Consider the following 25,791-nt stretch of genomic DNA (forward strand, 5'->3'; position numbering starts at 1 on the left):
GACCTCTTCCGCCACACGGGCCCCAAATGGCCTTCACAACAGGCACCAGGGTGAGTAAACGACCGCAATTCCGACACGTGGCGGGGGGCCACGGGGCGATCACCCTGTGAGGAGAAACACAGCGGCGCCCGGGATCGCCCGCCGCCGGTCCCTGAAAGGGCGATCCATGGGGGAGTTCCTCCGCGCCCGGAGAAATCCGGCGCGCACACTGACACGCCGTCTGGCGCTGTCGGCGGCGGTCACCGGCCTGCTGCTCGGCAGCGCCGGACCGGCGCTCGCGGACGGTCCGACCGCCGCCGGGCCCGCGAGCCCGGCGACCCCCGCGGCGGACTCGCCGCTGGCGGCCGCCAAGGCCGAGGCCGCGCGGACCGGCGGGCCGGTCACCGTCGAGAGTCTGACCACCGAGACCACGCAGACCGTCGCCAACGCCGACGGTACCTTCACCGTCACCTCCCACCTGCAGCCCGCCCGGGTGCGCAAGGACGGCCGCTGGAAGGACGTCGACGCCTCCCTGACCAGGAACGGCGACGGCACCCTCTCCCCCGCGGCCACCCCGTCCGGGCTGGCCCTCTCCGGCGGGGGCGGCGGACCGCTGGCCACCCTCACCGACGCCGACGGGCGCAAGCTCTCCTACAGCCTCCCGTTCCCGCTCCCCGCACCGGTGGTGAGCGGCAGCACCGCGCAATACAACGGCGTCCTGCCGGGCGTCGACCTCAAGGTCACCAGCACCGACCAGGGCGGCTTCCACGAGGTCCTGATCGTCCACGACGCCAAGGCGGCCGCCAACCCGGCACTCCGCGCGCTCAAGCTGACCACCGGCGTGAGCGCGGGCCTGTCGCTGACGACCGACCAGGACGGCCGGGTGGCGGTCACCGCCGCCGACGGCAGCGCGGTCTTCCGCTCGCCGACCCCGCTGATGTGGGACTCGGCCACGACCGCCGCGCCCTCCTCCGCCCCGACCGCCGCAGCGCCTTCACCGGCCGCCAAGTCGTCGGCCGCCAAGTCACCGGCCGCGCAGGCCGCACCGCAGGCCGACGCCCCCGCGGACACCGCGCCCGCCGGCACCGCCCCCGCCACGGTCTCCACCCCCGAGCAGCCGGGCAGCTCTGCTCAGGTCAAGCGGATCGCCGTGAGCCAGGAGGCCGGCACCCTCACCCTGGTGCCGGACGCCGGCCTGCTGGGCGGCGCCGACACCGTCTGGCCGCTGTACATCGACCCGTACACCAGCCCGATCACCAGCAAGAAGAGCCACTTCGTCACCGTCAAGGAGGGCTGCGCGAGCCAGAGCCCGTACGACGACGCCCAGGACAACGGCGAGGGCGTGGGCTACCAGCGCTGGCAGGACTGCTTCGGCCTCAACCGCGCCTACTTCGAGCTGAACATCGCCAACCTCGACAAGAAGATGGTGATCTCCAAGTCGGTGGTCCACCTGACCTCGACCTACGGGGCCTCGTTCGACTGCGACAACGAGACCGGCGTGAAGCTCGCGACGGTGACCGCGATCAGCGGCTCCACCAGCTGGAACAACCAGCCTGACATCACCGGTGACGGCTACATCGGCGGCACGCAGAAGGTCAAGAGCTCCAACATCGGCCAGAAGTGCGGCAACCACGACGCCAACTTCGACGTCACCGGCCAGATCAGGAAGCTCTCCGGCGTCAAGGACAGCTGGACCTTCGGGCTCTGGGGCAACGAGTCCAAGTCGAGCAGCAACGACGACTTCGTCCGCTTCGCCAACAACCCTTACCTGACCACGGTGTTCGACATCGCGCCGGAGGTGCCGGACGGCCTGGGCACCACCCCGGCCACCCGTGCCCCGGCAAGCAACGGCTGCGCCGGCGCGGCGGACGGCTGGATCGGGCAGTCCGGCCTGGCCGGGGACGCCTCCGACATCACGCTCAACGCGCACCTCGACACCGAGATGAGCGGGGTCAACCTGCGCTCCCGGTACGAGGTCTGGGACACCAAGACGGCGGCCGCCGACGGCGGCTCGACCGACAAGGGCGCCCCGGTCAGCGGCTGGGTCAGCGACGGCGGCACCACCCGGGTCAACATCGGCTTCAAGGTCGCCGACGGCCACCAGTACGGGTGGCACGTCAAGGCCGAGGACGGCACCCTGGCGAGCCCCTGGTCCGCCAACTGCTACTTCAAGGTCGACCTGAGCGCGCCGAGCATCGCCTCCTTCACCGACTCGCCGGTCTTCCCGCCGCTCGGCGGCGACAAGGCGCCCACCGGCCACGCCGGTGACACCGGCGTCAAGATCACGGTGACCTCCAACGACCCCACGCCCACCGGCTGCACCCGGGGCAGCTGCGTCAGCAGCGGCGTCGACCGCTTCGAGTACGCGCTGGACGCCAACATCCCGGCCAACGGCGCCGCCTCGGTCAACGCCGTGGCCACCACCGGTGGCAGCGCCACCGCCGAGGTCCCGATCGTGCTGAGCGCCGCCCAGTGGGGCGCGCACACGCTGTTCGTCCGGGCCGTGGACAACGCCGGCAACAGCCAGGGCACCGTCGGCCAGTACAGCTTCTTCGCTCCCTGGAACCCGGCCACCAAGGTGACCGCCGGCGACCTCGACGGTGACGCGGTGCCCGACCTGCTCGCCCCCACCACCGAGGGCGACCTCGTCCTGGTCCGCGGCAACGCCGACCCGGCCGGTCCGCCGGTCAGCGCCTCCGCCAGGGCCCAGAGCCCGGACGGCACGGGGTGGAACAACTACCTGGTCGCCCACCGGGGCACCGCCACCGGCACCAACGTGGACGACCTGTTCGCCTACTCCAGGTCGACCCACGAGCTGTACCTCTACCAGAACGACGCCGTGACGCCCGGCGGCACGACGGGGCGCTTCACGCTCACCCAGAACGTGGTGCCGATCCGGAACTCGTCCTCCTGCCCGGCCAAGGGCTCGGACGGCACCTGGAACAACGTCACGCAGATCCTCGCCCCCGGCAAGCTCGCCCAGTTCGCCGACGCCCCCGACCTGATCACCGTCGACAAGGGCGAACTCTGGTACTTCCCGGGGACGTTCCAGGCGGGCTGCAACCTCGGGGCCGGCGTGCGGATCGGCACCGGTGACTGGAGCGGCACCACCCTGCTCGCCCCCGGCACGGTGGGCGGCCAGCCGACCCTGTGGGCCCGGGACGACGTCACCGGCGCGGTCAGCACCTTCCCGCTGACCTTCAGCGCCGGCGTGCCGACCACGAAGATCGCCGCGCCGACCCACGCTCCGCTGGTCTCCGGCGTGCTCGACACCGGCAACAAGAACCTCTGCCTGGACATCGCGGGCGGCAAGACCGCCAACGGCACCGCGGCCTGGATGTACACCTGCAACGGCACCGACGCGCAGCAGTTCACGCTCGGCGCCGACGGCAGCGTCCACGCCCTCGGCAAGTGCCTGGACGTGCTGAAGGGCGGCACCGACAACGGCACGCCGGTGCAGCTCTACCAGTGCAACAACACCGCCGCCCAGCAGTGGGTCCCCGGCCCGAACCCGGGCACCCTGAAGAACCCGCAGTCCGGCCGCTGCCTGGCCGACCCGGCGGGCAACCGCAACCCGCGCACCCAGACGATCATCTGGGACTGCCTCAACATCGCCGACCAGAAGTGGGCCGCCACCACCGGCAACGTGCTGCCGACCGCGCAGAAGGTGCTGCCGCTCGGCGTCGCCGACCGGGACCACCCGGTCGTCGCCTCCCCGGGCGACGTGCAGGGCACCGGGTTCCCCGCGCTCTACGCCGGCTCCCGGTCCGGCCGGCTGACCGAGTACCCCGGTGCGGCACCGGCCGCAGGCCTGGCCCAGTTCGGGGCCCCGGTCGGCATCGGCAACGTCCGTCAGCCCTCCGCCTGGTGGAAGCTGGACAGCACCGCGGACAGCGTCCGCCCGACCGGTGGGCTGACCCTCAACGGCGGCGCGACCGTCGGGGCCGACCCGGCGCGCGGCGGGGCCCTGACCCTCAACGGCTCCACCGCGTACGCCGAGGCCGCCGGGCCGGCGGTGGACACCGGCCGCAGCTACACGGTGTCGGCCTGGGTGAAGCTCACCGGCCTCACCGCCAACTCCACGTTCGTCTCGCAGTCCGGCACCAACGCCAACGCCCTCCAGCTGTACTACTCCAGCGGGGCGCACGCGTTCGCCTTCGGCCACGCCCACGCGGACGACACCACCGGCACCTTCACCAGCGCCTACGGCCCCACCAGCGGCGCCGCGGCACCGAAGACCAACACCTGGTACCACCTGGTGGGCGTCTACGACGCGGACTCCGCGGACCTGCGCCTGTACGTCAACGGCGAGGCCGCGGGCACCGCCGAGTACGCGGGCACGGTCTGGAACGCGACCGGTCCGCTGGAGCTCGGACGCCGCCTCTACAAGGGCACCTACGGCGAGTACGCCGCCGGCCAGGTCGCCGACGTGCAGCTCTTCCCCGAGGCGCTCACCCCCATCGGGGTCGCCTCGCTCGACGGGAAGCGGCCGGTGCCGACCCGGCTGAGCTGAGCCCGCTCCGGTGAACCGACGCGGCCCGTCCACCCCCGCCCGGGGTGGGCGGGCCGTTCCGCGTTCCGGTCCCGGCCGGGGGTGGACGGGCCGCGGCCGCCGGGGCGGGCCGTGGCCCCCACGGCCGGCTCCGGGTTTCGGTGCGGCGGCCCCGGGCAGCCGCTCGGTAGGCCCGCGAACCGCTCCAGGAGGTGAGGTCGTGGCTGCCGACGACGGACGCCTCGGGCGCGTCCTCACCCGCGCGATGGCGCGGGCCCGGGTGGGCTGGCCGTGGGAGGTGCCCGACCTGGTGCGGGAGGCGGCCCGGGGGCTGGGGCTGTCGGAGGCCTGGGTGTTCCTGGCCGACCTGCAACAGCACCGGCTCGTCCCACTCCCGGACCCGGCCTCGGAGGTCCGCCACCCGGCCGTCGCGATCGAGGGCTCGCTCGGCGGGCGGGCCTACCGGCTGCAGCGGACCCAGGTGTCGGCGGGCCCGCCGGCGGTGGGCTGGCTGCCGCTGATCGACGGCGTGGAGCGGATCGGGACGCTGCGGGTGGAGGCACCGGCCCTCGACGAGCGGGCGCTGGCCGACTGCGAGGCCCTGGCCGGCCTGATCGCCCTGCTGGTGGTCTCCCGGGCCGCGTACGGCGACGTCATCGCCCGGACCATGCGGCGCACGACGATGAGCCTGCAGGCCGAACTGCTCTGGGGCTTCCTGCCGCCGCGCACCATCGGTACCCGGACCGTCACCTCCAGTGCGGTGCTGGAGCCCGCCTACGACGTGGGCGGCGACGCCTTCGACCACAGCATGATCGGCAACGTCCTGCACCTGTCGGTGTTCGACGCCATGGGGCACGACCTCGCCGCCGGCGGGACCAGCGCGGTCGCCCTGGCCGCCTGCCGTTCGACCCGCAGGGCCGGCGGGAGCCTCGCCGAGGTCGCCCGCACGATCGACCGGACTCTCGTCGAGTGGATCCCCGGCCGCCTGCTGACCGCCGTCCTCGCCGATCTGGACACCACGACCGGAAGGCTCACCTGGGTGAACTGCGGCCACCCGTCGCCCCTGCTGATCAGGGACCGCCGGGTGCTGCCCGAGGCGCTGTCCCGCCGGGCCCAGCTGCCCCTCGGCCTGGGCTTCCACAGCAACACCGCGCCGGTCACCCACCACACGGGGCTCCAGCCCGGCGACCGGCTGCTCGTCTACACCGACGGCGTGACCGAGGCACGCTCGGCGAGCGGCGAACTCTACGGAGAGGAGCGCCTCGCCGACACCATCGTCCAGCACATGGCCGGCGGCGACCCCGCCCCGGAGGCGCTGCGCCGGCTCATCCACAGCCTGACGGCCCACCAGGACCACCGGCTGCGCGACGACGCGACCATCGTGCTGGCCGAGTGGCACCCGGTGCGGCCCGGCGACTGAGCCGCGGACCTCCGCCCCCGGCCGCCGGCGGATCCGCTCCCGCCCGACAGCGGCGCGCGGCTGCCCCGGGCACCGTGCGGCACCCGGGGCAGCGCGGGCCGTCGCCCTGCCGATGGATCGGCGGGGCGGTGGATCAGTAGGTGAGGATCCCGGGGTCGGAGACGCCCGAGGCACCGGTCTCGACGTGCCCGGCCAGGCGGCGGACGAAGTCCGTCGAGGTGCTGGAGGTGACGGTCACGTCGTACCAGCGGTGCCCGGCGGCCAGGTCGACGGTGAAGGCGACCGTCGCGCCCCGGCGGACGGTGACCTTGGTCGGCGCGCCCCCGTAGGCGTCGGCGACGGTCAGGACGGCGTCGGCACTGCCCGCGTTGGTGAACGTCAGGTCGAGGTTGCCGGTGGTCGCGTTGTGGCGCGCGGTGACCTCGGGGCCGGCCGTCCTGCCGGGGTTGCGGAAGCGGCGCAGGAAGCCGTTCGGACCGTGCACGGTCAGGTCGGTGAGGCCCTTGGAGTACTTGGTGTTCCAGGCGTCCGCGACCGACCTGCCCGCCTCGGCGGTGTACGTCCACGGGCCGTCGGGGCGAATCGGCGAGGTCACCAGGAACTGGGCGCCGGCCGCGGCCCCGCCGCTGAAGGTGAGGCCGAACTTGCCCGCGACGGTGTCGGCCGCGCCGTCGACGTACGGCGCGTACTTCAGCGGGCGGGTGGGCTTGCTCCCCCGCTCCTGCTTGGGCATGGTGCCGGTGGCCGGCGGGGTCGGCACGTAGTCCGGGTGGCGGTTGCGGTCCGGCGGGAGGTAGCCGGCCGTCGAGGGCAGCGCCGCCGGCGCCGCGTTCGAGCTGGTGAAGTCGAAGGCCGCGGTCAGGTCGCCGCAGATCGCCCGCCGCCAGGGCGAGATGTTGGGCTCCTGGACGCCGAAGCGGCGCTCCATGAACCGGATGATCGAGGTGTGGTCGAAGGTCTCGGAGCAGGTGTAGCCGCCGGTGCTCCAGGGCGAGACGACGAGCATCGGCACCCGCTGGCCGAGGCCGTAGGGGCCGGCCGCGTAGCCGGTGCTGCCCGGGTGGTAGTCCGCCGTGGTCGACGCCGTCGACAGCCCCTGTGCGGCGGAGGACGGCGGGAACGGCGGTACGACGTGGTCGAAGAAGCCGTCGTTCTCGTCGTAGGTGATGAACAGCGCGGTGCGGGCCCACACGTCGGGGTTGGAGGTCAGCGCGTCCAGCACCTGGGAGACGTACCAGGCGCCGTAGTTGGCGGGCCAGTTGGGGTGCTCGGTGAACGCCTCGGGGGCGGCGATCCAGGAGATCTGCGGCAGCGTGCCGGCCTGCACGTCCCGCCGGAGGCCGTCGAACAGGCCCTCGCCGGCCTTGGCGTCGGTGCCGGTGCGGGCCTTCTGGTAGAGCGGGTCGCCGGGCTTGGCGTTGCGGTAGTTGTTGAAGTACAGCAGCGAGTTGTCGCCGTAGTTGCCGCGGTACGCGTCGTTGATCCAGCCCCAGCCGCCGGCCGCGTCCAGGCCGTCGCCGATGTCCTGGTAGATCTTCCAGGAGACCCCGGCCTTCTCCAGCCGCTCCGGGTAGGTCGTCCAGCCGTAGCCGGCCTCCTGGTTGCCCAGCACCGGGCCGCCGCCGGCACCGTCGTTCCCGGTGTAGCCGGTCCACATGTAGTAGCGGTTCGGGTCGGTGGAGCCGATGAACGAGCAGTGGTACGCGTCGCAGATGGTGAAGGCGTCCGCGAGCGCGTAGTGGAACGGGATGTCCTGGCGGGTCAGGTACGCCATCGTGGTGGCCGTCTTGGCGGGGATCCACTGGTCGTACTTGCCGTTGTTGAAGGCCTTGTGGCCGCCGGCCCAGTCGTGGTTCAGGTCCTGCACGAACTGCATGCCCAGGTCGTTCACCTGGGGGCGGAACGGCAGCACCTCCTTCTTCGAGCTGTCCGTCTGGTACCAGACCGGCTTTCCGCTGGGCAGGGTCACCGGGCGCGGGTCGCCGAAGCCCCGGACGCCCTTCATCGCCCCGAAGTAGTGGTCGAACGAACGGTTCTCCTGCATCAGCACGACGATGTGGTCGACGTCCTGGATGGTGCCGGTGCTGCCCTGCGGGGCGATGGACGCGGCGCGCGCGATGCTCTGTGACAGTGCCGAGAACGCGACTGTCGCGCCGGTCAGTTGGAAGAATCGCCGGCGGCTCAGCTCAGCCATGGTGGGTGACCTCTGCGTGTCGGGGGGAGGACGGCGCCCCAAGGACAGCGTGGGCGGGGTACCACCCGGAGGACCGCTCGTGGCGGCCGGCTGTACGTCAGGCGAACGCCTTGAGTTGTCCGTACAAGCTGTCGGGCGGGCGTGGCCGGTGTCACCCCGGGCGGCGGCAACGGCGGCGCCCGGACGAACGGTGCCCCCGCCGGCGGTCGGACCGCCGGCGGGGGCACCGTCGGGTGGTGCTCCCCCGGATCACTTCACCGGTCGGCAGAGCAGCGCGTCCGGGACGCCGTAGTGGAGCCACTTCCAGGTGAAGGCGACACCGGCGACGTACTCGTCGTCCGTGCACTGGCCCTTGTAGTAGCCCGGGGCCCAGTCACTGGCCGTGGAACCGCCGGTCGCGGGCCGGTTGTCGCCGTGGTCGAACCAGACGTTGCGCCCGGACAGCGGCAGCGCGGCCGCCGGGGCGCAGAGCAGGGCGGACATCGCGTTGGAGCGGACGCTGTAGCCGACCGCGTACGTGTTGTCCGGGCACTGCAGCTTGTTGTAGCCGGCGGCCCAGTCCCCGTGGGTGACGTACCGCTCGTCGGTGACGGTCACCCAGTCGCCGGTGCGGGGCGCGGGCGCGCCCGCGTCCGTGCACAGGCCCCGGCTGTCGCTGCGGGCGAGGCCGACCAGGCGCTGGCCGTCCGGGCAGTTGGCCTTGCGGTTGCCGGGGCTCCAGTCGGGCTGCGCGAGCATCCGCCGGGAGACGTTGAAGTCGGTGTGGTCGAGGTCGAGCATGTTCCAGCGCGGGCCCGGTGCGACCTGACCGGTGCGGGAGGGGGCCGCGAGCAGCCGGTTCCAGTACGGGGCGCGCCAGTCGCCCGGGTCCTCCAGGCTGAGCGCCCGGCCTGCGGTGTCGAAGTGCAGCAGCGCCCAGCTGTCGTTCGGGACGCCGGCGTTCTGCCAGCCGACCAGCGGCCAGATGGCGAAGTCGGTGTCGTTCGCCGCCAGGATCGCGGTGAAGTGGTCGAACCAGGCCTGCCCCTTGGCGTCCGTGTCGCCGCGCCCGCCGGCGCCGAACTCGCTGATCCACACCGGTGCGGTGAAGTGCTGGCCGGACTCCGTCACGAACAGGGCCTCGTCGTTGACGACCTGCGCCAGCTGCTCGGGGGTGAAGTCCTGGTAGCGCGGGTCGCTGGTGGCCCCCGGGCCGCTGCCCGCACCGGTGTTGGCCGGGCCGGTGTAGCCGTAGAAGTGTGCCGCGTAGACCAGCTTGCCCGAGTCGATCAGGGTGTTGGAGAGGGTGCGGACCGGGGTGAGGTTGGGCCGGCCGTGGCTGAAGATCGCGGCGGGGATGCCGTACCAGTTGATCCCCTCCATGACGACCAGCATGTCGGGGTCGGCCCGGAGGATGCGGTTGCCCGCCTCCTCGAAGGCCGCGAACTCGTCGTGGCTGTCGCCCATGCCCCAGTTGGGGTCGTCCCAGGTGTCGCGGCGGACCTCGTTGCGCAGGTCGGCGCCGACCACCCGCTTGTTGTCCTTGTACCGGCTCACCAGGAACACCCAGTCGTCCTCCCAGGCCTGGGTGGACTGGCCGCTGTTCCAGCGCTCGTTGCCGTCCAGGCCGCAGCAGAAGCGGTAGCTGGTGGTGTGGTTGTTGAGGATCACCGCGAAGCCGTCGGCGGTCAGCGCGGCCACCACGGCGTCGTAGACCTGCAGCGGGGTCTTCCCCTTCAGCTGCGGGTTGGCGGTGACGGCGACGTCCGGCACCGGCGCGGTGTCGTGGATCATCGCGTTGGCGAAGGGCAGCCGGACGCTGTTGATGCCGAGGCGGTGGAAGCCGGTCAGGATGTCGGCGATCGGCGCCCGGTCCAGGCCGAGCGGCAGGTTGTAGGAGACCTGGCCGGCCTGGTTGTTCGCCGGGTCGGTGGTGGAGCCGCTGCCCTGCCAAGTGCCCTGGGCGCCCGCCCAGTTGCCGGCCTTCAGCTTGAATCGGTTGCCGGCCGCGTCGACGATGTACCGCCCGCGGGTGCTGAGCGGGGCGGTCCAGGAGGTGGCGAGCTGCGGGCCGGTGAGCGGCACCGGCGCAGCGGCGGCCGCGGGTGCGGTGGTGGGTGTTGCCGGTGCGGCGGAGGCGGCGGTGCCGGCTCCCGCGGTCATCGCGACGCACGCGGTCAGGGCTGCCCCTGCCGCGAGCGCGCGGTGCACGAGCTTCTTCATTCGTCATCCCGGTGGGTCAAGGCAGGCGGCGGCGACCCGTTCACCCCGCTGCCCGGTCCCGGGAATCGCGGCGACTCGACGTACCGGCGGAGGGAGGCCGGTGAGCCCGAGGCCGTGGACGACCCGGAGCGGTGAACCCGGGGCGGTCGCAGCGGTCTTGGCGAACGGGGCCGGGCCCCGTGCGGTCTGGAAGGGGGACGGTGCTGAGCACGGACACCAGGAACCGAACGGTCACCGGGGAGGAGTGCCGCGGTCGTGGCAGGGCAGGACGCTACCACTCCTGACGACTGTTCACGGACAACTCCCGGCATCCGGAGTCCGGCCCTCCGGCGAACGGCACGGGGCCGTGTCCCGCAACGGCCGGAAGGGCCTGCCCGGAGGCCGCGAAGCGGCCGGCGCGGCACGGCGGCGGGGGGCGGGAATTGGCCGGGGGAACGCCCGATGCGGCACAGTGGCCCCATGAGCGCGGACACGAGGAGTCACCAGACCGTCGAGCGGACCGGTCCGGGCCGTCGGCGCCCGGTGCAGCAGCGCAGCCAGGAGCGCTACGGCCGGATCCTCGACGCCTGTGCCGGGCTGCTCGACGAGGTCGGCGCCGGCGCGCTCACCACCAAGGAGGTCGCGCACCGCGCGCAGGTGCCCATCGGCACGCTCTACCAGTTCTTCGCCGGCAAGGAGGACCTGCTGGCGGCACTGGCCGGCCGCAACCTCGACCTCTACCTCGGGCGCGTCGAGCAGCGGCTGCTGGCGGAGTCCCCGGCCGGGCCGGCCGGGTTCACCGATCTGGCGGTCGACGAGTTCGTCGTCATGAAGCGGACGGTGCCCGGCTTCGGTCAGGTGGACTTCGGACTGGCCGACGCGGCCGTCCCCGCCGGCGTCCGGGACGACCAGCACCTGCTCGACGCCGAGCTCGACAACAACACGGCCGTCGCGCTGCGCCTGCAGGCGCTCGGCGCCGAGCTGTTCGCGACGGCCGACCCGGCCGCACTCACGCTCGGGCTGCGGGTGGCCCTGGAGGCGGCGGACGCCGTCCTCAAGCTGGCCTTCCGCAGCGACCCGGAGGGCGACCCGGCCCTGATCGCCGAGTGCAAGCAGCTGATCCGCTGCTACCTCGCCGCGCAGTTCGGCCCGCGCTGACGGCCACCGGACCCCACGGAAGCGGGGCCGGGGACGGGCCTCCGGCACACCCTGCGCCGAGCCGGACACACCGCGCACCCGCCCGGGAACGGACGGCACGAACCGGCAGCTCCCGGCGCGCGACACGGCCGCGTGCCGGCCCACCACGACGTTGCGAGCCCGCCTCCGCCGCAGCACAGTGGAAGCAGAACGGCCGCCCGCGCGCGGCCACAGCTACCCGAGGAGCAGACCATGCAGGCAGCGGTAGGTGACCAGCTCCACATCCACAGCAGGTCGGTGGGCATGGTCGACCAGAAGGGCGAGATCATCGAGGTGCGCGGCCAGGAGGGCGAGCCGCCGTACATGGTCCGCTTCGAGGACGGCCACGTAGGCCTGATCTACCCCGGGCCCGACTGCAACATCGAACGCCGCGAGGCGCTCCACTGACCCAGGCCACCACCACCCCGCGCCGCCGCGGCGCGGGGTGGTGAGCCACGTGTCCGCGTCCGCGCCCGAACTGCCCGGCGCACTCGCCGGGCTCGCGCCGCTGCTCGACCAGTACGGCTATCCGGCGGTGGCGCTCTTCGTCCTGCTGGACAACTGCGGAATCCCCGCCCCCGGCCAGACCATCCTGGTGCTCGCCGCCGTCTACGCCGGCGCCGGGCACCTCAGTCTGGCCGCCGTGGTGACGATCGCCTTCGCGGCCGCCGTCGTCGGCAACAGCCTCGGCTACCTGATCGGCAGCACCGGAGGCCGCGCCTTCGTCCACCGCTGGGGGCGCTACGTGGCACTCACACCGGCCCGGATGGAGCGCGCCGACGGGTTCTTCGCCCGGCACGGCGGGAAGGTGGTCACGGTGGCCCGCTTCGTGGACGGGCTGCGGCAGACCAACGGGATCATCGCCGGGACCACCGAGATGCCGTGGCGGCGGTTCCAGCCGTTCAACGTGCTCGGCGCGGCGCTCTGGGTCGGCGTCTGGTCGGCCTTCGGCTACCTGGCCGGCACCAACATCGGCACCATCTACCGGGCGGTGGTCCGCTACCAGCTCTGGCTGCTGTTCGGCCTGCTCGCGGTCTGCGCGGTGCTCGCCGTCCGGGCCGTGCTGCGCCGCCGGCGCGGCGGCCGGCAGCGCAACGGGCCGGCGCAGGGCCGGGGGCAGGGGCAGGGGCAGCCGGGCGGCGCACCGGAGCCGTCCGGTACCCGGGAGCTGGTGGAACCACCGGAGCCACCTGAACCACCGGAGCCACCGGAGCCACCGGAGCGGCAGGAGCCGCGGGCCCCGGAGGACCCGCGGTAGCGGCGCGGCCGACGCGCCCCCGCGTCGCCCGGCCCCGCCGCCCCCAGCCGCCGTCCCGCTACCGGAGCGGGAACACCTCGAACGGGACGGCGAAGCGGGTGCCGAGCCGGGTGCCCGCCGAGCGGCCGAAGCCCTCCAGGAACTCCCGCGGCTCGGCCATCGCGCCGCCGAGTCCGGCCAGGTACGCCTTGTGCTCGGCCAGCGAGGCGACGCCCTGGTCGAAGTGGTCGGTGGTGTCCACGGCGTGCCGCGAATCCGGCGAGGCGACCGCCCAGATCTGCCGCACGCCGTTCCACGGCTCCAGCCCCTCGGCCGTGAGCTCGCGGAACACCCACCGGTTGCCCGCGTCCCGCACCCCGTCGAGGGTGGCCCGGCCGACGGCGATGTGGTCGGCTTGGTTGAGGAAGGCACCGCCGTAGGTCTCGCGGAAGTTGCTGGTGATGACGATGTCCGGGCGGTGGCGGCGGACCGCCCGGGCGATGTCGCGGCGCAGCGGCAGCCCGTACTCCAGTACGCCGTCCGGGTGGCCGAGGAACTCGACCGTGTCGACGCCGACGACGGCGGCGGAGGCGATCTGCTCGGCCTCGCGCAGCGGGCCGCACTCCTCCGGGCTCAGCGAGTCGATCCCGGCCTCGCCACTGGTGACCATCACGTAGACCACCTTCTTCCCCTGCGCCGTCCAGCGGGCGACGGCGGCGGCCCCGCCGTACTCCATGTCGTCGGGGTGGGCCACGACGGCCAGGGCGGTCTGCCAGTCCTCGTCGACGGGCTCGAACGGCTCGGGCGCCTGCTGCTCGCTCATGGATACTTGCCTCTCCGTGGTGTACGCGGTGCGGTCGTGCTGGTCCGGTGCGGTCGTGCACAGCGGGCGGCCGCCGGTGCGGTCGTCCTACGGTCCTACCGCTGGCGACTCTAGAAGTTGACTTCCTCCCCGCGCTAAAGCACGGGGATTCCGGCCGCGCGTGCCGCGCGGGGGCTTCGCCCCGAGCTGGTGCGCGTCGCCGGTGGTTGGCGCTTCACGGACCGGGTGTTCCCGAGGTCTCCACGCCCTGAGACCGCCTGCCCGGCGGCCTTGATGTTCTTCGCGGCGTTCACGTCGGCGTGCGCGGTGTGTCCGCAAGCCGTGCACCGGAAGGACGCTTGGCTCTCGCGTGACTTCGGGTCCACGTGCTTGCACTCGTTGCACGTCTGGGAGGTGTACGCCGCCGGAACCAGCACGATCTGCGTTCCGGTGGTGCGCGCCGCGTTGCGGAGCGCGAGTTCGAGCATGTGCCATCCCTTGTCCAGGATGGACCGGTTAAGGCCGGCTTTCTGCGCCACCTGCTTGCCGGGGGCCTCGGCCGTCCCGGCCGCAGATGCGGTCATGTTACGGGTGCGCAGGTCTTCGAGCACGACGACCGCGTTGCGGGTGGTCAGATCGGCGGCTGTCTGCGCGCAGAAGTCTCCGCGCCGGTTCCGGACGCGACCGGTGATCGCGTTGATCTTCGCCACGACCGCGCGCCGACGGCTGCTGCCACGCTTGCACCGGGAAAGCCGCTGTTGCAACCGCCGCAGCCTCGCGGTCTCACCCTTGGTGGCGTACGGCCGATCGTGGAACACGCCATCGCTGGTGGTCGCGGCGACCTTCACGCCCCGGTCCACCCCGACGGCCGTGTGCGGCATGGCGTGACAGTCCGGGGTCGTGGTTCCGGTCTCGACCAGGAACGACACGAACCAGTGCGCGCCCTGCCGGGTGACGGTCGCGGAACGCACGTCACCACCGAGCGGACGTGCCCAGCGGAACCGGACCCATCCGAGCTTCGGGAGCTTCGCCCGGCCCCACTTACGGCCGGTCCGCTCGACCGTGATCAGGTTCCCCGCCGGAAAGCGAAACGAAGGAGACCAACGGGCCTTCGAACGCCACCGCACCCGATACGTGCCGTGATCCTTGCACGCCCGCTCAAGATCCTTGAGGGTCTGCTGCAACACGTGCGAGGGAGCATCCGCGAGCCAAGGGAACTCCCGCTTCGCCTCCGCCATCTCGGCGGCCTGCGGAACGTAGTTCATCCACGCCCCGCGCCGCCGGTACTCCCGCCGCTGCTCCAAGGCGGTGTTCCACACCGACCGGCATACGTCACCGAACGTCTCGCACAACTCGGCCTGAACGCCTGTCAGTTCAAGCCGGTACTTACGGCCTTGCAGCATGGAACACCCCCTTCGAGTTGATGTTGATCACCCTAGTACAGGACACTGACAACGCAGAGAACTGCGCCGCTTCGCGGCTCCGGGCCAAGGATCGCCTTGTCCCCGGCGTGAACGCCGGGGTTTGCGGCGAGGAATTACCCGATCACGGGGCCGAACGGGCGCCGGACAGTCCGTCAGTCCCGTTTCCGGCCAGGGGACTCCGGCCGTCGGGCGCAGATCCGGACGGACGCGCGCCAGAGCCGCCGCGGGCGGGGGCCCGGATCATGTTCGTGCCCGACGGGCCGGTTGGGGAGCGGGCCGGGCCGGGCAGGACTCCACCGGGGCGGATCGCACATCCGCGGGGAGACGTGGGGGTCGGCACGTGAACTGGGAGAAGGACGGCAGGACGGCGCGTTCCGGCCCGACCGGTGCCGGGGAGGACCGGAGCAGCGTTCGCAGCACCATTCGCGACAGCACCACGAACGGCGTGACCGTGCAGAGCGAGACGGCGACGGTCAACATGGCCGCGCCGACCGTACCCCGGGCGGGTCGGCGGCTCTCCCGGCGCGGCGTGGTCGCGCTGATCGTGACGGCCGTGTGCCTGGCGGTGCTCGGCGCCACCGTGGCGCTGACCTCCGGCGGTCGCGGCCGGGGCGGCGGGAGCCAGGCGGGCTCGGCCCCGGTGACGGCCGCGGCCACGGCCACCGACCGCCCGACCGGCGCCGGGACGCCGTCCGGGCCGGACGCCACGCCGCCGGTCCAGGACGGGCCGCAGAACCCGCCCACCGCGGGGACCTCGAACGGCGCCGTCGGCGGCAACGGCGGAAACGGCGGTGCCGCCGCCGGTGGCGCGGGCAACGGCGGGCAGGGCGGCGGCGGCAACGGCACAGGCGGCACCAGCAAGGCCGGCGGCGTCGGGAGCGCCGGCGGCGCGACGGGCGGTTCCGGGACGGGCGGCGGTTCGGCCGGCGGCGGCAGCGCCGCCGGGGGCGGCGGCGCGAGTGGCGGCAGCGGTGCCGGCGCGGCCAACGGCGGCGCCGGGGCGGGCGGGGGCGGCACCCAGGTCGTCCCCCTGCCGGCGCCGCCGCCGGCCCAGAGCGCCCCGCCGGCGCCCGCCACCTCGCGGCCGGCCACCCCGGCGCCGAGCCCGGTCGCCACGCCGACGCCGCCCCCCACCGGCTGGACCGGCGGCTACCGGACCGTCATCCCCCAGGGGACGGCCGTCGACCTCGGCAACCCGAACAGCCCGGCGGTGTCGAAGTGGGACGGCCCCAACGAGACCTTCGGCTGGTACGGCAAGGCCGACGACGGCAGCGAGCTCGCCGGCTACAAGGACGCGGCGGCCTTCCTCCCGAGCGACGCGCCCGCCACCCGGGACGCCTGCCTGGCCGCGACCAACCGGTTCGCCAGTGGCTACGCGCCGCACGGGTTCGCGCCGGGCGACCGGGTCTGCGTCTTCACCTCGAAGAACTCCAACGCCCTGATCACGGTGGTCGCCAACACCGCTGTGGCCCGCCAGTTCGACGGACAGCTGACCGTCGACGTGCTCTACGGGCCCGCCGGGCTCTGAGGCCCGGCGCCCTCGCCGTCCGACCCTCGCCGTCCGACCCGCGCCGTCCGACCCGCGCCGTCCGACCCGCTCCGACCCCGCACCCAACTTGCAGAGGTTTCTCTGCAGATTCCCCTATGCAGAGAGTTCTCTGCAACATAGGCTGACGGCATGACCGAGCGCCCCGAACCCCCGGCCACCCCCTCCCGGCCCCAGCCCGAGCCCCAGTCGGTGGCAGGCTCCGAGCAGCGCCGCGGCGGCCGGCCCGAGCGCCGGCTCGACGCCCGCAGCCTGCGCGGACTCGCCCACCCGCTGCGTATGGAGATCGTCGAACTGCTCAACCTCGACGGCGCCTCCACCGCCACCCGGCTCGCCGAGCGGCTCGGCGAGAACACCGGCACCGTCAGCTGGCACCTGCGCCACCTGGCCGAGCACGGCTTCATCGAGGAGGAGACCGGCCGCGGCACCAAGCGCGAGCGCTGGTGGCGGCGGGTGCCGGTGTCCAACCGGCTCGACACCGTGGACTTCCGCGACGATCCGGACAGCCGCGGCGCGCTCTCGCTCTACCTGCACGAGATGGTGCAGCAGTCCTTCAACCGCGTCACCTCCTACCTCGGCGAGGAGTGGGAGAACGAGTGGCGCAACTCCGGCACCCTCTCCAACTGGAGCAACCTGCACATGACGCCGAGTCAGCTAAAGTCCCTCAACCGTGAGTTGACCGACCTCGTCAACCGCTACGCCCCCGACCCGGACGCCGAACCCGATCCGGAGGCACTGCCGGTCATCGTCCAGATCCAGGCGTTCCCGCGCCGGCCGCGAGGTGCCGAATGAGCCGCGACGCGCGCGGCGGGCTGCTCCGCCGCCACCGGGACTTCCGGCTGCTCTGGTGCGGCGAGACGGCCGGCCGGTTCGGCTCCTCGGTCACCGCGGTGGCGCTGCCGCTGATCGCCGTCGCCGACCTGCACGCGAGCACGTTCCAGATCGGCCTGCTGAGCGCCGCCGCCTGGGTGCCGTGGCTGGTGATCGGTCTGCCGGTCGGCGCCTGGGTGGACCGCTTACCCCGACGGCCGATCATGCTGGCCTCCGCAGCGGCCTCCCTGCTGCTCTTCGCCACCGTGCCGGTGGCGGCCTGGCTGGACGCGCTGAGCGTCGGCCTGCTGCTGGCGGTCGCGCTGCTGGTGGGCACCGCCGGCGTCTTCTTCCAGACCGCCTACACCGCCTACCTGCCCGGCCTGGTCGGGCCCGCCGACCAGGCCGAGGGCAACGCGAAGCTGCACGGCAGCGGCTCGGCCGCCCAGCTCGCCGGCCTCGGCTCCGGCGGCCTGATCGCCCAGGCGGCGGGCGCGGCCAACGGGATGTTCGCCAACGCCGTCACCTTCCTGGTCTCGCTGGTCTGCCTGAGCCGGATCCGGTACCGGGAGGCCCCGGTGCCGCGGCGCGAGCGGGCGCTGGGCCGCGAGGTCGCCCAGGGCCTGCGCCTGATCGCCGGCGACGTGTGGCTGCGCACCTTCGTCCTCCACGGCTCCCTGTGCAACATGGTGCTGATGTCCTACCAGGCGATCCAGATCGTCTTCCTGGTCGAACGGGCCCACCTCGGGGAAGGCGCGATCGGCACCGTGCTCGGGCTGGCCGGCGCCGGCGGCATCGCCGGCGCCGCCGTGGCCCGCCGGACGGCCGCCGCGATCGGGACGGCGCGCGCCATGCTCCTCTTCCAGCTCGGGCTGCCGACCCTCGCCCTGCTGATCCCGCTCACCGGGCCGGGCGCCGGCGTGGCCTGCTACGTCGTCGGCGCCGGCGCCGTCGCCGCCGGGGTGGTGGCCGGAAACATCCTGCGCGCCACCTTCCAGCAGAGCTACGTCCCCGCCGACCTGCGCGGCCGGGTCAGCGCCAGCGGCGCGTTCCTCAACTACGGCACCATCCCGGTGGGCGCACTCGCCGGCGGGGCGCTCGCCACCGCGTTCGGAGTCGGGCCGGCGATGTGGCTGGCCACCGCGGCCGTCCCGCTCGCCGCCGCCACCCTGTTCCTCTGCCCACTGGCCCGGCTGCGCGACCTCCCGGACCGCCCCGCACCCCGGCTCACGGCCGACCCCGCCGGCGTCCCGGCCGGCTCGGCGCACTGACGCCCACCCGGGCGCGGTCCCGCGGCCGACGGCGGTATCGGCCGGGCAGGGCCCAGGGCCCGTCCTGCGGATCAGGTCGGATCAGGCTGCGGCTCCGGGCTGATCCACAAGACAGGGCCTAGCGTGGGACCGTGGCACGGAGCGCGCGGGCCGGTCGGCTCGCACCACCCAGTTGGCTCGCCCAGGGCCTGCGCCCGCACCCGGCGCCGGTCCCCCGGGCCGCCGTCGCCCGGGCCGCGGTCGGCCTCGCGACACCGCTGGCGGTCGGCATGGCCGCCGGACGGCCCGCCTACGGCGCGCTGGCGTCCATGGGCGCGCTGTCCGCCGTCATCGGCGACACCGCGGACGCCTACCGGATGCGGCTGTTCAACATCGCCGTCCCGCAGCTGTTCGGTGCCCTGGGCGTCACTCTCGGCACGCTGGTCTTCGGCCAGGGGTGGACGGCCGTCGCCGTGGTCACGGCCGTCGCCCTGGTCTCCGGCATGATCTCGTCGATCGGTGCCGTCGCCTCCGCGTCGGGGCTGCTGCTCCTGCTCAACGCCGTCGTCGGTGCCGGCCTGCCGATGCCGAGCCCCTGGTGGAAGCCGCCACTGCTGCTCGCCCTCGGCGGACTGGTCGTCCTGGGGCTCGCCCTGTTCGGCTGGCCGCTGCGCGGCGGCGTGCCGGAGCGGTCGGCGGTCGCCGGGACGTACCGCAGCGTCGCCGGGTTCCTGGAGGCCGCCGGCGGCCCCGCCCACGACGAGCGGCGGCAGGCCGTCACGCTCTCGCTGAACCGCTCGTACGACCTGCTGCTCTCGCACCGCACCCGGCGGCACGGCCGCTCCCCCGCGCTCGCCCGGCTGACCGCCCAGCTCAACGCCGTGATCCCGCTGGTGGAGGCGGCCTCCTCGGCGAAGCTGCGCCCGGCCTCGCTCGGCCCGCTGGCGCCGGCGTACCCGGCGGCGGCCCGACGGCTGGCCGACGCGGTGGAGCGGGGCACCGCCGGCAGCCGTCCGCCCGGCACCGCCCTCCCCGGCCGCAGCTCCCCCGTCCTCGGCCTGCCGCCGCCCACCGGCCCCACCGAGCGGGCCGTCGACCGGGCGCTGCGGTACGCGGCCGAGGTCATGCAGGAGGACACGCCCGACCCGTTCGGCGCCACCGACCGCCTCGGCCGGCCCGCCGAGCTCAGGATCCGGGCCCGGCGCACGGCACGCGCGGCCCTGCTGTCCGAGGCGTCCTGGCGGTACGGGCTGCGGATCGCGCTCTGCATCGGCCTGGCCCAGGCGCTGGTCTCGGTGATCGCGGTGCCCCGCTCGTACTGGGTCACCCTCACCGTCACCTTCGTCATGAAGCCCGACTTCGGCTCGGTCTTCTCCCGGGCCGTGCTCCGCGCGCTCGGCACCGCGGCGGGGCTGCTGATCGCGATCCCGGTGCTCGCCGAGGTGCCGCGCGGGTGGTGGGACGTGCCGACACTCGCGCTGCTGGCGATGCTGATCCCGGCCTTCTCGGCGAAGGGCTACGCCTTCCAGACCGCCGCGATCACCCCGGTCATCCTGCTGCTCTCCGACCAGCTCAACCATCAGGGCTTCCAGCTGGTGCTGCCCCGGCTCTACGACTCGCTGATCGGCTGCGCGATCTCACTGGTGGCCGGGTACCTGCTCTGGCCGGAGTCCTGGCACACCCGGATCGGCGACCGGCTCGCCGACGCCGTCGCGGACACCGCGGCCTACGTCTCGCTGGCCTTCGCCGCAGCCCCCGGGCGCGACCACCCGGCGCGGCTGCGGCACCGGCGCGGGCTCTACCGCGACCTGTCCGCGGTGCGCTCGGAGTTCCAGCGGGCCCTCACCGAGCCGCCGCCGACCGGGGCGCTGGCGGCGGCCTGGTGGCCGCTGGTGATCGCGGTCGAGCGGATCGTCGAGGCCACCACGGCCACCCGGGTCCGGGTGGACCACGGGGTGCCGGCGCCGCCCGCGGCGGAGGTCGCGGAGATCACCCGGGAGCTGGACGACCTCGCCGGCGCGCTGCGCACCGGCGCGGCCGTGCCGGGCGTTCCGGGCGGGACGGACGGAGGGGCGGACGAAAGGGCCGGGCCGGACACCGCCGACGGCGCGGAGGGTGTGCTGGACCCGCTGCGGCGAGAGGTCCGGGCCGCCCGGGCGATCGCCGCCCCCGCGCCGGGCTGACGAGCCGACCGCCGCCCCTCGGACCCCGGCCCCCTCAGGCCCCCTCAGGCCCCGGCCGCGGTGTCCTGGATCCGCCGCCACGGCCGGTCCGCCTCCAGGGCGAAGGCCAGCTCCAGCAGCACCCGCTCCTGGCCGTGCGCCGCCGAGAGGTGGACGCCGACCGGCAGGCCGTTGCCGGCCGCCTCACCGGGGAGCGCGATCCCCGGACCGCCGGTCACGTTGTTCACCGGTGTGAACGCCACGTAGCGCCGCAACCGCTCCAGCAGCTCGTCGAAGGCGACGTTCGGGCTCAGGTGCCCGATCGGCGGCGGCGTGTGCGCGAGCACCGGCGAGAGGATCACGTCGTGGTCGCGGAAGAGCCCCGCGTAGGCCGCCTCGGCCCGGCGGAGCCGGCGCAGCACGCCGGGCGTCCGGTGGAACTCGCGGTGGAAGGAGCGCCGCAGGCCGGTGGTGAGGCCGTCCAGCTTCCCGGCCTGGAAGCCGGGGTCCAGGAGCAGCTTGCCGGTGGTGGCGATCAGGAAGGCGATGTAGCCCCAGTAGCTGGTGAAGTCCCGGGAGAACTCCTCGCCGAACGGCAGCGTCGCCGGGACGACCTTGTGCCCCATCGCCTCCAGCCGCTCCGCGGTCCGCTCGACCGCGCGGCGGGTCGGCTCGTCGCTGACCGCCAGCGGCGAGTCCACCACCAGCCCGATCCGCACCGGGCGGTCGCCCGGCCCCTCCACCAGGCCCAGCGGGGGCAGCGCCGGGTTGCGGTGGTGGCGCTCGGCCGCCGCGAAGAAGGCGGCGGTGTCGCGCACCGACCTGGTCAGCACGCCGTCGGTGACCAGGTCGATCGGCAGCCGCCGGCCCTGGTCGTTGGGCACCAGCCGGCCGCGGGTGGGCTTGAGCCCGACCAGCCCGCAGCAGGCCGCCGGGATCCGGATCGAGCCGCCGCCGTCGTTGGCGTGCGCGATCGGCACGACGCCGGCCGCCACCAGCGCCGCCGAGCCGCCCGAGGACGCGCCCGGCGAGTGCGAGGTGCGCCACGGGTTGCGGACCGGCCGGGCCTCGGCGAACTCGGTCGAGGCGTTGAGGCCGAACTCCGGCAGCCGGGTCTTGCCCAGTACGGCCAGGCCGGTGCCGAGGAACTGCTCGGCGAACCCGGCGGTGCGCCGCGCGGGCTTGGCACGGAACGCCGAACTGCCGTGCGTGGTGGGCATCCCGCGGAGGTCGACGTTGTCCTTCAGGTAGCTGGGCACGCCGTAGAGCGCGCCGCCGTCGCCGGACGGGGCCGTCCGCGGACCGCCGGGGGCGGCGAAGGCGACCGGCGCCAGGGCGGCGTCGACCCGCTCGGCGCGTGCCGCCGCGGCCGCCGCCAGCTCGGCCGGGCTGACCTCGCGCGCCCGCACCAGCGCCGCCAGCGCCACCGCGTCGTGCTCCCCCAGCGCGTCGTCCCCGAAAGCGTGGACCCGCTCGTCCGCCATGCGACTTCCCCATCCCTACCGGCCGGTAATACCGCGCGAGCTCCGCAGTCTAGGCCCGGCCCGGTCACGGGAACACCCCGCGGGCGGGGGTGACGGCCGCCGCCGCTCCGCGCGTACCGCACCCGCGGCGCGCCGGGCCCAACTATCCTTCCCGGTAACCCGAAAACCGTGCTCCCCCACGCCTCCCGCACCCGAAAGCCGGTCTTCATGCTCGACTACGACGACAGCGGATTCCGCCGCGACGGCGCACCGCACCGGATCATCTCCGGCGCGGTGCACTACTTCCGCGTCCACCCCGACCTCTGGGACGACCGCCTGCGCCGGCTGCGCGCCATGGGCGCCAACACCGTCGACACCTACGTCCCCTGGAACTTCCACGAACTCCCCTCCGGCGAGAAGGACTTCACCGGCTGGCGGGACCTCGGCCGGTTCCTCCGGCTCGCCCGGGCCAACGACCTCGACGTGATCCTGCGCCCCGGCCCGTACATCTGCGCCGAATGGGAGTTCGGCGGCTTCCCGGCCCGACTGCTCACCGTCGACGGCCTGCGGCTGCGCTGCGCCGAACCGGCCTACCTGGCCGAGGTGGACGGCTGGTTCGACGCCGTGGTGCCGGAGTTCCTGCCGCTGCTGGCGAGCCGGGGCGGCCCGGTGGTGGCCGTCCAGATCGAGAACGAGTACGGCAGCTACGGCAACGACGCCGCCTACCTGGCCCACCTGCACGACGGCCTGGTGGCCCGGGGCGTCGACTGCCTGCTGTTCACCGCCGACGGCGCCGAGGACACCATGCAGCAGGGCGGCGGGATCCCGGGCCTGCTGGCCACCGCCACCTTCGGCTCCCGGGCGGCCGAGCGCTTCGAGGTGCTCCGCCGTCACCAGCCCAAGGGTCCGCTCACGGCGATGGAGTTCTGGATCGGCTGGTTCGACCACCTGGGCGCGCCGCACCACGTCCGCGATGCCGAGGAGTCCGCCCGGTCCCTGGACGACCTGCTCGCCACCGGCGCCTCCGTCAACCTCTACATGGCGCACGGCGGCACCAACTTCGGCTTCTGGGCCGGCGCCAACCACACCGGCGCCCACCCGTACGACGCCGGCCACGAGCCGGACGTCACCAGCTACGACTACGACGCGCCGATCGGCGAGGCCGGTGAACTCACCGAGAAGTTCCACGCCTTCCGGGCGGTCATCGGCAAGTACGTACCGCTGCCCGACGTCGAACTGCCGGCACCGCCGCCGCGGATCGCACCGCAGCGGCTGGACGGCCCCACCGGCCGGGCCCGTCTGCTGGACTCCCTCGACGCCCTCTCCGAGCCGGTCCGCCGGGCCGCGCCGGAGCCGATGGAGCGGGTCGGCCAGTCGCTCGGCCTGATCCACTACCGCACCCGCGTCCCCGGGCCGCGGGGCGCGCTGCCGCTGCGGATCGACGGCATCGGCGACCGCGCCCAGGTCTTCGCCGACGGCGCGCCGCTCGGCGTCCTGGAGCGCAACGCCCCCGGCCGGACGCTGCCGCTGGAGACCGGGCCGACCGGTGCGACCCTGGACATCCTGGTCGAGGCGCTCGGCCGGGTGAACTACGGACCGCTGATGGACGACCGCAAGGGCATCGGCCGCGGCGTCTCGCACGGTCAGCAACGGCTGTTCGACTGGGAGATCCGGCCGCTGCCGCTCACCGACCTCTCCGCCCTGGCCTTCGACCCCGCGGTCGGGGCCGCCGACGAGGACCCGGCGTTCCACCGCTTCGAGGCCCACCTCGACGCGCCCGGCGACGCCTTCGTCGCCCTGCCCGGCTGGGGCCGCGGCCTGCTCTGGCTCAACGGCTTCCTGCTCGGCCGCTACTCCCCCGACAGCCCGCAGCACACCCTCTACGCCCCCGGGCCGCTCTGGCGCGCGGGCGGGAACGAGCTGATCGTCCTCGAACTCGCCACCCACGGCACCGCCCTGGAACTGTGCGACCGGCCCGACCTCGGCTCCACCACGACCGCCCCCAGCGTCGACTACTGACCGGACCCCTTCGAACCGCACGGCGGCCCGGCCCGCGGCCGGCCGGCTCCCGGACCCTCCGGGAGCCGGCCGGCCGCGGTGCGTCCCGGCCCATCGCTTCCGGCACCGGCGACCGCGCGCCGAGATGGTGCTACTGTCGATAGCATCATGCTGCTGAAGTTGGACCTCACCGACACCCGGCCCCTGCACGAGCAGGTGGCCGGTGCGATCCGGCGCGCGATCGCCGAGGGCGAGTGCGCACCGGGCGACCGGCTGCCGCCCGCCCGGGAGCTGTCGCGGGCGCTGGGCGTCAACTCCAACACCGTGCTGCGCGGTCTGCGGGCGCTGCGGGACGAGGGCGTCCTGGAGTTCCGCCGGGGCCGGGGCGTGACCGTCGCCGGCGGCGCCGACGGGCGGGCCGAGCTCGCCGGCCGGGCCGCCGAGCTGGTGGCGGAGGCCGCACGGCTGGGCTACAGCAGGGAGGATCTCGTGGAACTGATCAGGAGGCTGCCATGACCAGCGGGGGGACCGGAACACCGGGCGAACGGGCCGGGGAACGGCCGGGCGCCGCACGGACGAGCACCGGCCGGAGCGCCGCCCTGGGGACCGTCGCCGTCCTCGCGGCGCTGCTCGCCCTGCCACTGGTGGCGGCCGGCCGGCTGCCCGAGCGGCTCGCCACCCACTGGTCCGGCAGCGGCGGTCCGGACGGCTCGATGCCGTTCTGGGCCGCGACGCTCGGCCCGGCGGCGCTCTGGGCCGTCCTGGCGCTCTCCCTCGCCCTGACCGCCCGGATGCTGGGCCCGTCGGTGCGGCGGCTCTGGTACGCCACGGCGCTGCCGTCGGCCGGCGTGCTGCTCATCGGCGCCCAGGCCTCGATCGTGCACGCCAACCTCGACCGCACCGACTGGCACGACGCGAGCGGCGTCGGCCCGGACGTCGTCCTCGTCCTGCTCGCCGCGGCCGCGGCCGGCCTGCTCGGCCACCTGGCCGCCCGGCGCACCGCCGCCCCGGCCGGCTCCGCCGCGGGCGCCGCGGCGGCCGGCCCGGCCTCCGGGCCGCAGCTCGACCTCCCCGACGGCGAGCGCTTCGCCTGGCTCTCCCGCACCGTCAACCCCTGGCTCCGGCTGACCGCGGCCGTCTCGGGTACGGCCGCCGCCGCGCTGGCGATCGCCGCCGCGGCCGGCCTGGCCGACGGGCTCTGGGCGGCCGTCGCCCCGCTCGCGGTGGTCGCCCTGGCGACGCTCGGCTGCTCCGCCGTCCAGGCCGTGGTGTCGCCGACAGGGCTGGAGGTCTCCTTCGGCCCGTTCGGCCGGCCGGTCCGCCGCTGGCCGCTGGAGCAGATCGAGTCGGCCCGGGCGGAGGACCGCACCCCCGCCCAGGTCGGCGGCTGGGGCTACCGGCTGAGCGGCCTGGGCACCACGGTGATGCTGCGCGGCGGCCCGTGCCTGGTGATCCACCCGCACACGGGCGCGGAGTTCGCGGTGAGCCTGGACGACGCGGAGCGGGGCGCCGCGCTGCTCAACTCCCTCGCGGCCCGCCGCAGTTCCGCCGCCTGACCCGGACACCGCGCCCGGCCCGGACACCGCCACGGGGCGGCGCCGCGGCCACCCGCCGCGACGCCGCCCCGTACACGCCCCCGGCGCCACCCCCGCCGCCC

General features: G+C 74.3%; 17 protein-coding genes. 12 read left to right on the forward strand and 5 right to left on the reverse strand.

The genetic code is table 11. From position 1 onward, the window contains the following. Positions 1-166: 166 nt before the first annotated feature. Both ACIPSC_RS20335 and ACIPSC_RS20340 read left to right on the forward strand, forming a co-directional pair. The gene (locus ACIPSC_RS20335; protein ID WP_400827277.1) at positions 167-4,492 is read left to right on the forward strand and encodes a LamG-like jellyroll fold domain-containing protein; all 4,326 of its coding nucleotides are present in this window, start codon (positions 167-169) and stop codon (positions 4,490-4,492) included. A 199-nt stretch (positions 4,493-4,691) separates the two neighbouring features. After that, positions 4,692-5,891 carry a PP2C family protein-serine/threonine phosphatase gene (locus ACIPSC_RS20340; RefSeq protein ID WP_400827278.1) on the forward strand — a complete coding sequence of 400 codons (1,200 nt, stop codon included), beginning with the start codon at positions 4,692-4,694 and terminating at the stop codon, positions 5,889-5,891. 133 nt (positions 5,892-6,024) lie between these two features. Here ACIPSC_RS20340 and ACIPSC_RS20345 read toward each other — a convergent pair whose 3' ends face one another. Continuing rightward, positions 6,025-8,085, reverse strand: a complete 2,061-nt coding sequence (locus ACIPSC_RS20345) for a phosphocholine-specific phospholipase C (RefSeq protein WP_400827279.1) — start codon at positions 8,083-8,085, stop codon at positions 6,025-6,027. A gap of 249 nt (positions 8,086-8,334) precedes the next feature. Further along, a complete protein-coding gene (locus ACIPSC_RS20350) occupies positions 8,335-10,287 on the reverse strand; it encodes a glycoside hydrolase family 5 protein (RefSeq protein ID WP_400827280.1) in 1,953 nt (650 codons plus the stop codon). A gap of 459 nt (positions 10,288-10,746) precedes the next feature. Between ACIPSC_RS20350 and ACIPSC_RS20355 the strand changes: the two genes are divergently transcribed. The 3 genes from ACIPSC_RS20355 (at position 10,747) to ACIPSC_RS20365 (ending at position 12,700) form a co-directional block, all read left to right on the forward strand. Continuing rightward, a complete protein-coding gene (locus tag ACIPSC_RS20355; RefSeq protein ID WP_400827281.1) occupies positions 10,747-11,424 on the forward strand; it encodes a TetR/AcrR family transcriptional regulator in 678 nt (225 codons plus the stop codon). 231 nt (positions 11,425-11,655) lie between these two features. Continuing rightward, complete coding sequence (locus ACIPSC_RS20360) at positions 11,656-11,850, forward strand: DUF1918 domain-containing protein (protein ID WP_313766838.1); 195 nt, start codon at positions 11,656-11,658, stop codon at positions 11,848-11,850. A gap of 49 nt (positions 11,851-11,899) precedes the next feature. Further along, positions 11,900-12,700, forward strand: a complete 801-nt coding sequence (locus tag ACIPSC_RS20365; protein ID WP_400827283.1) for a DedA family protein — start codon at positions 11,900-11,902, stop codon at positions 12,698-12,700. Between the two features lie 58 nt (positions 12,701-12,758). Here ACIPSC_RS20365 and ACIPSC_RS20370 read toward each other — a convergent pair whose 3' ends face one another. Both ACIPSC_RS20370 and ACIPSC_RS20375 read right to left on the reverse strand, forming a co-directional pair. Next, positions 12,759-13,502, reverse strand: coding sequence for a PIG-L deacetylase family protein (locus tag ACIPSC_RS20370; protein WP_400827284.1), 744 nt, complete (start codon positions 13,500-13,502; stop codon positions 12,759-12,761). Between the two features lie 134 nt (positions 13,503-13,636). After that, on the reverse strand, positions 13,637-14,884 hold the full coding sequence (locus ACIPSC_RS20375) for an RNA-guided endonuclease InsQ/TnpB family protein (protein ID WP_400827286.1): 1,248 nt from the start codon (positions 14,882-14,884) through the stop codon (positions 13,637-13,639). Positions 14,885-15,350: 466 nt separating this feature from the next. On the opposite strand from ACIPSC_RS20375, the gene ACIPSC_RS20380 reads away from it, so the two are divergent. The 4 genes from ACIPSC_RS20380 to ACIPSC_RS20395 all read left to right on the forward strand — a co-directional run bounded on the left by ACIPSC_RS20380 (position 15,351) and on the right by ACIPSC_RS20395 (position 20,694). After that, positions 15,351-16,433, forward strand: a complete 1,083-nt coding sequence (locus ACIPSC_RS20380; RefSeq protein ID WP_400827287.1) for a hypothetical protein — start codon at positions 15,351-15,353, stop codon at positions 16,431-16,433. A 150-nt stretch (positions 16,434-16,583) separates the two neighbouring features. Then, on the forward strand, positions 16,584-17,243 hold the full coding sequence (locus ACIPSC_RS20385) for an ArsR/SmtB family transcription factor (protein ID WP_400827288.1): 660 nt from the start codon (positions 16,584-16,586) through the stop codon (positions 17,241-17,243). After that, on the forward strand, positions 17,240-18,532 hold the full coding sequence (locus tag ACIPSC_RS20390) for an MFS transporter (RefSeq protein ID WP_400827289.1): 1,293 nt from the start codon (positions 17,240-17,242) through the stop codon (positions 18,530-18,532). The genes ACIPSC_RS20385 and ACIPSC_RS20390 overlap by 4 nt, the downstream gene beginning before the upstream one ends. Positions 18,533-18,663: 131 nt before the next feature. After that, entirely contained in the window at positions 18,664-20,694 is a 2,031-nt protein-coding gene (locus ACIPSC_RS20395; RefSeq protein ID WP_400827290.1) for an FUSC family protein, read from the forward strand. Positions 20,695-20,738: 44 nt separating this feature from the next. On the opposite strand, the gene ACIPSC_RS20400 is transcribed toward ACIPSC_RS20395, so the two are convergent. After that, the gene (locus ACIPSC_RS20400; protein WP_400827292.1) at positions 20,739-22,157 is read right to left on the reverse strand and encodes an amidase; all 1,419 of its coding nucleotides are present in this window, start codon (positions 22,155-22,157) and stop codon (positions 20,739-20,741) included. A 168-nt stretch (positions 22,158-22,325) separates the two neighbouring features. Here ACIPSC_RS20400 and ACIPSC_RS20405 point away from each other — a divergent pair, with 168 nt between their 5' ends. The 3 genes from ACIPSC_RS20405 (at position 22,326) to ACIPSC_RS20415 (ending at position 25,690) form a co-directional block, all read left to right on the forward strand. Then, entirely contained in the window at positions 22,326-24,155 is a 1,830-nt protein-coding gene (locus tag ACIPSC_RS20405) for a beta-galactosidase family protein (RefSeq protein ID WP_400827293.1), read from the forward strand. 147 nt (positions 24,156-24,302) lie between these two features. Then, on the forward strand, positions 24,303-24,650 hold the full coding sequence (locus tag ACIPSC_RS20410; RefSeq protein ID WP_400827295.1) for a GntR family transcriptional regulator: 348 nt from the start codon (positions 24,303-24,305) through the stop codon (positions 24,648-24,650). Further along, positions 24,647-25,690 (forward strand): DUF1648 domain-containing protein, encoded by a 1,044-nt coding sequence (locus tag ACIPSC_RS20415; RefSeq protein WP_400827296.1) that lies wholly within the window; start codon positions 24,647-24,649, stop codon positions 25,688-25,690. The genes ACIPSC_RS20410 and ACIPSC_RS20415 overlap by 4 nt, the downstream gene beginning before the upstream one ends. Positions 25,691-25,791 lie beyond the last annotated feature (101 nt).

The organism is Kitasatospora sp. NPDC090091, from assembly GCF_044747365.1.
In the GTDB taxonomy this organism is placed as follows: Bacteria; Actinomycetota; Actinomycetes; order Streptomycetales; family Streptomycetaceae; genus Kitasatospora.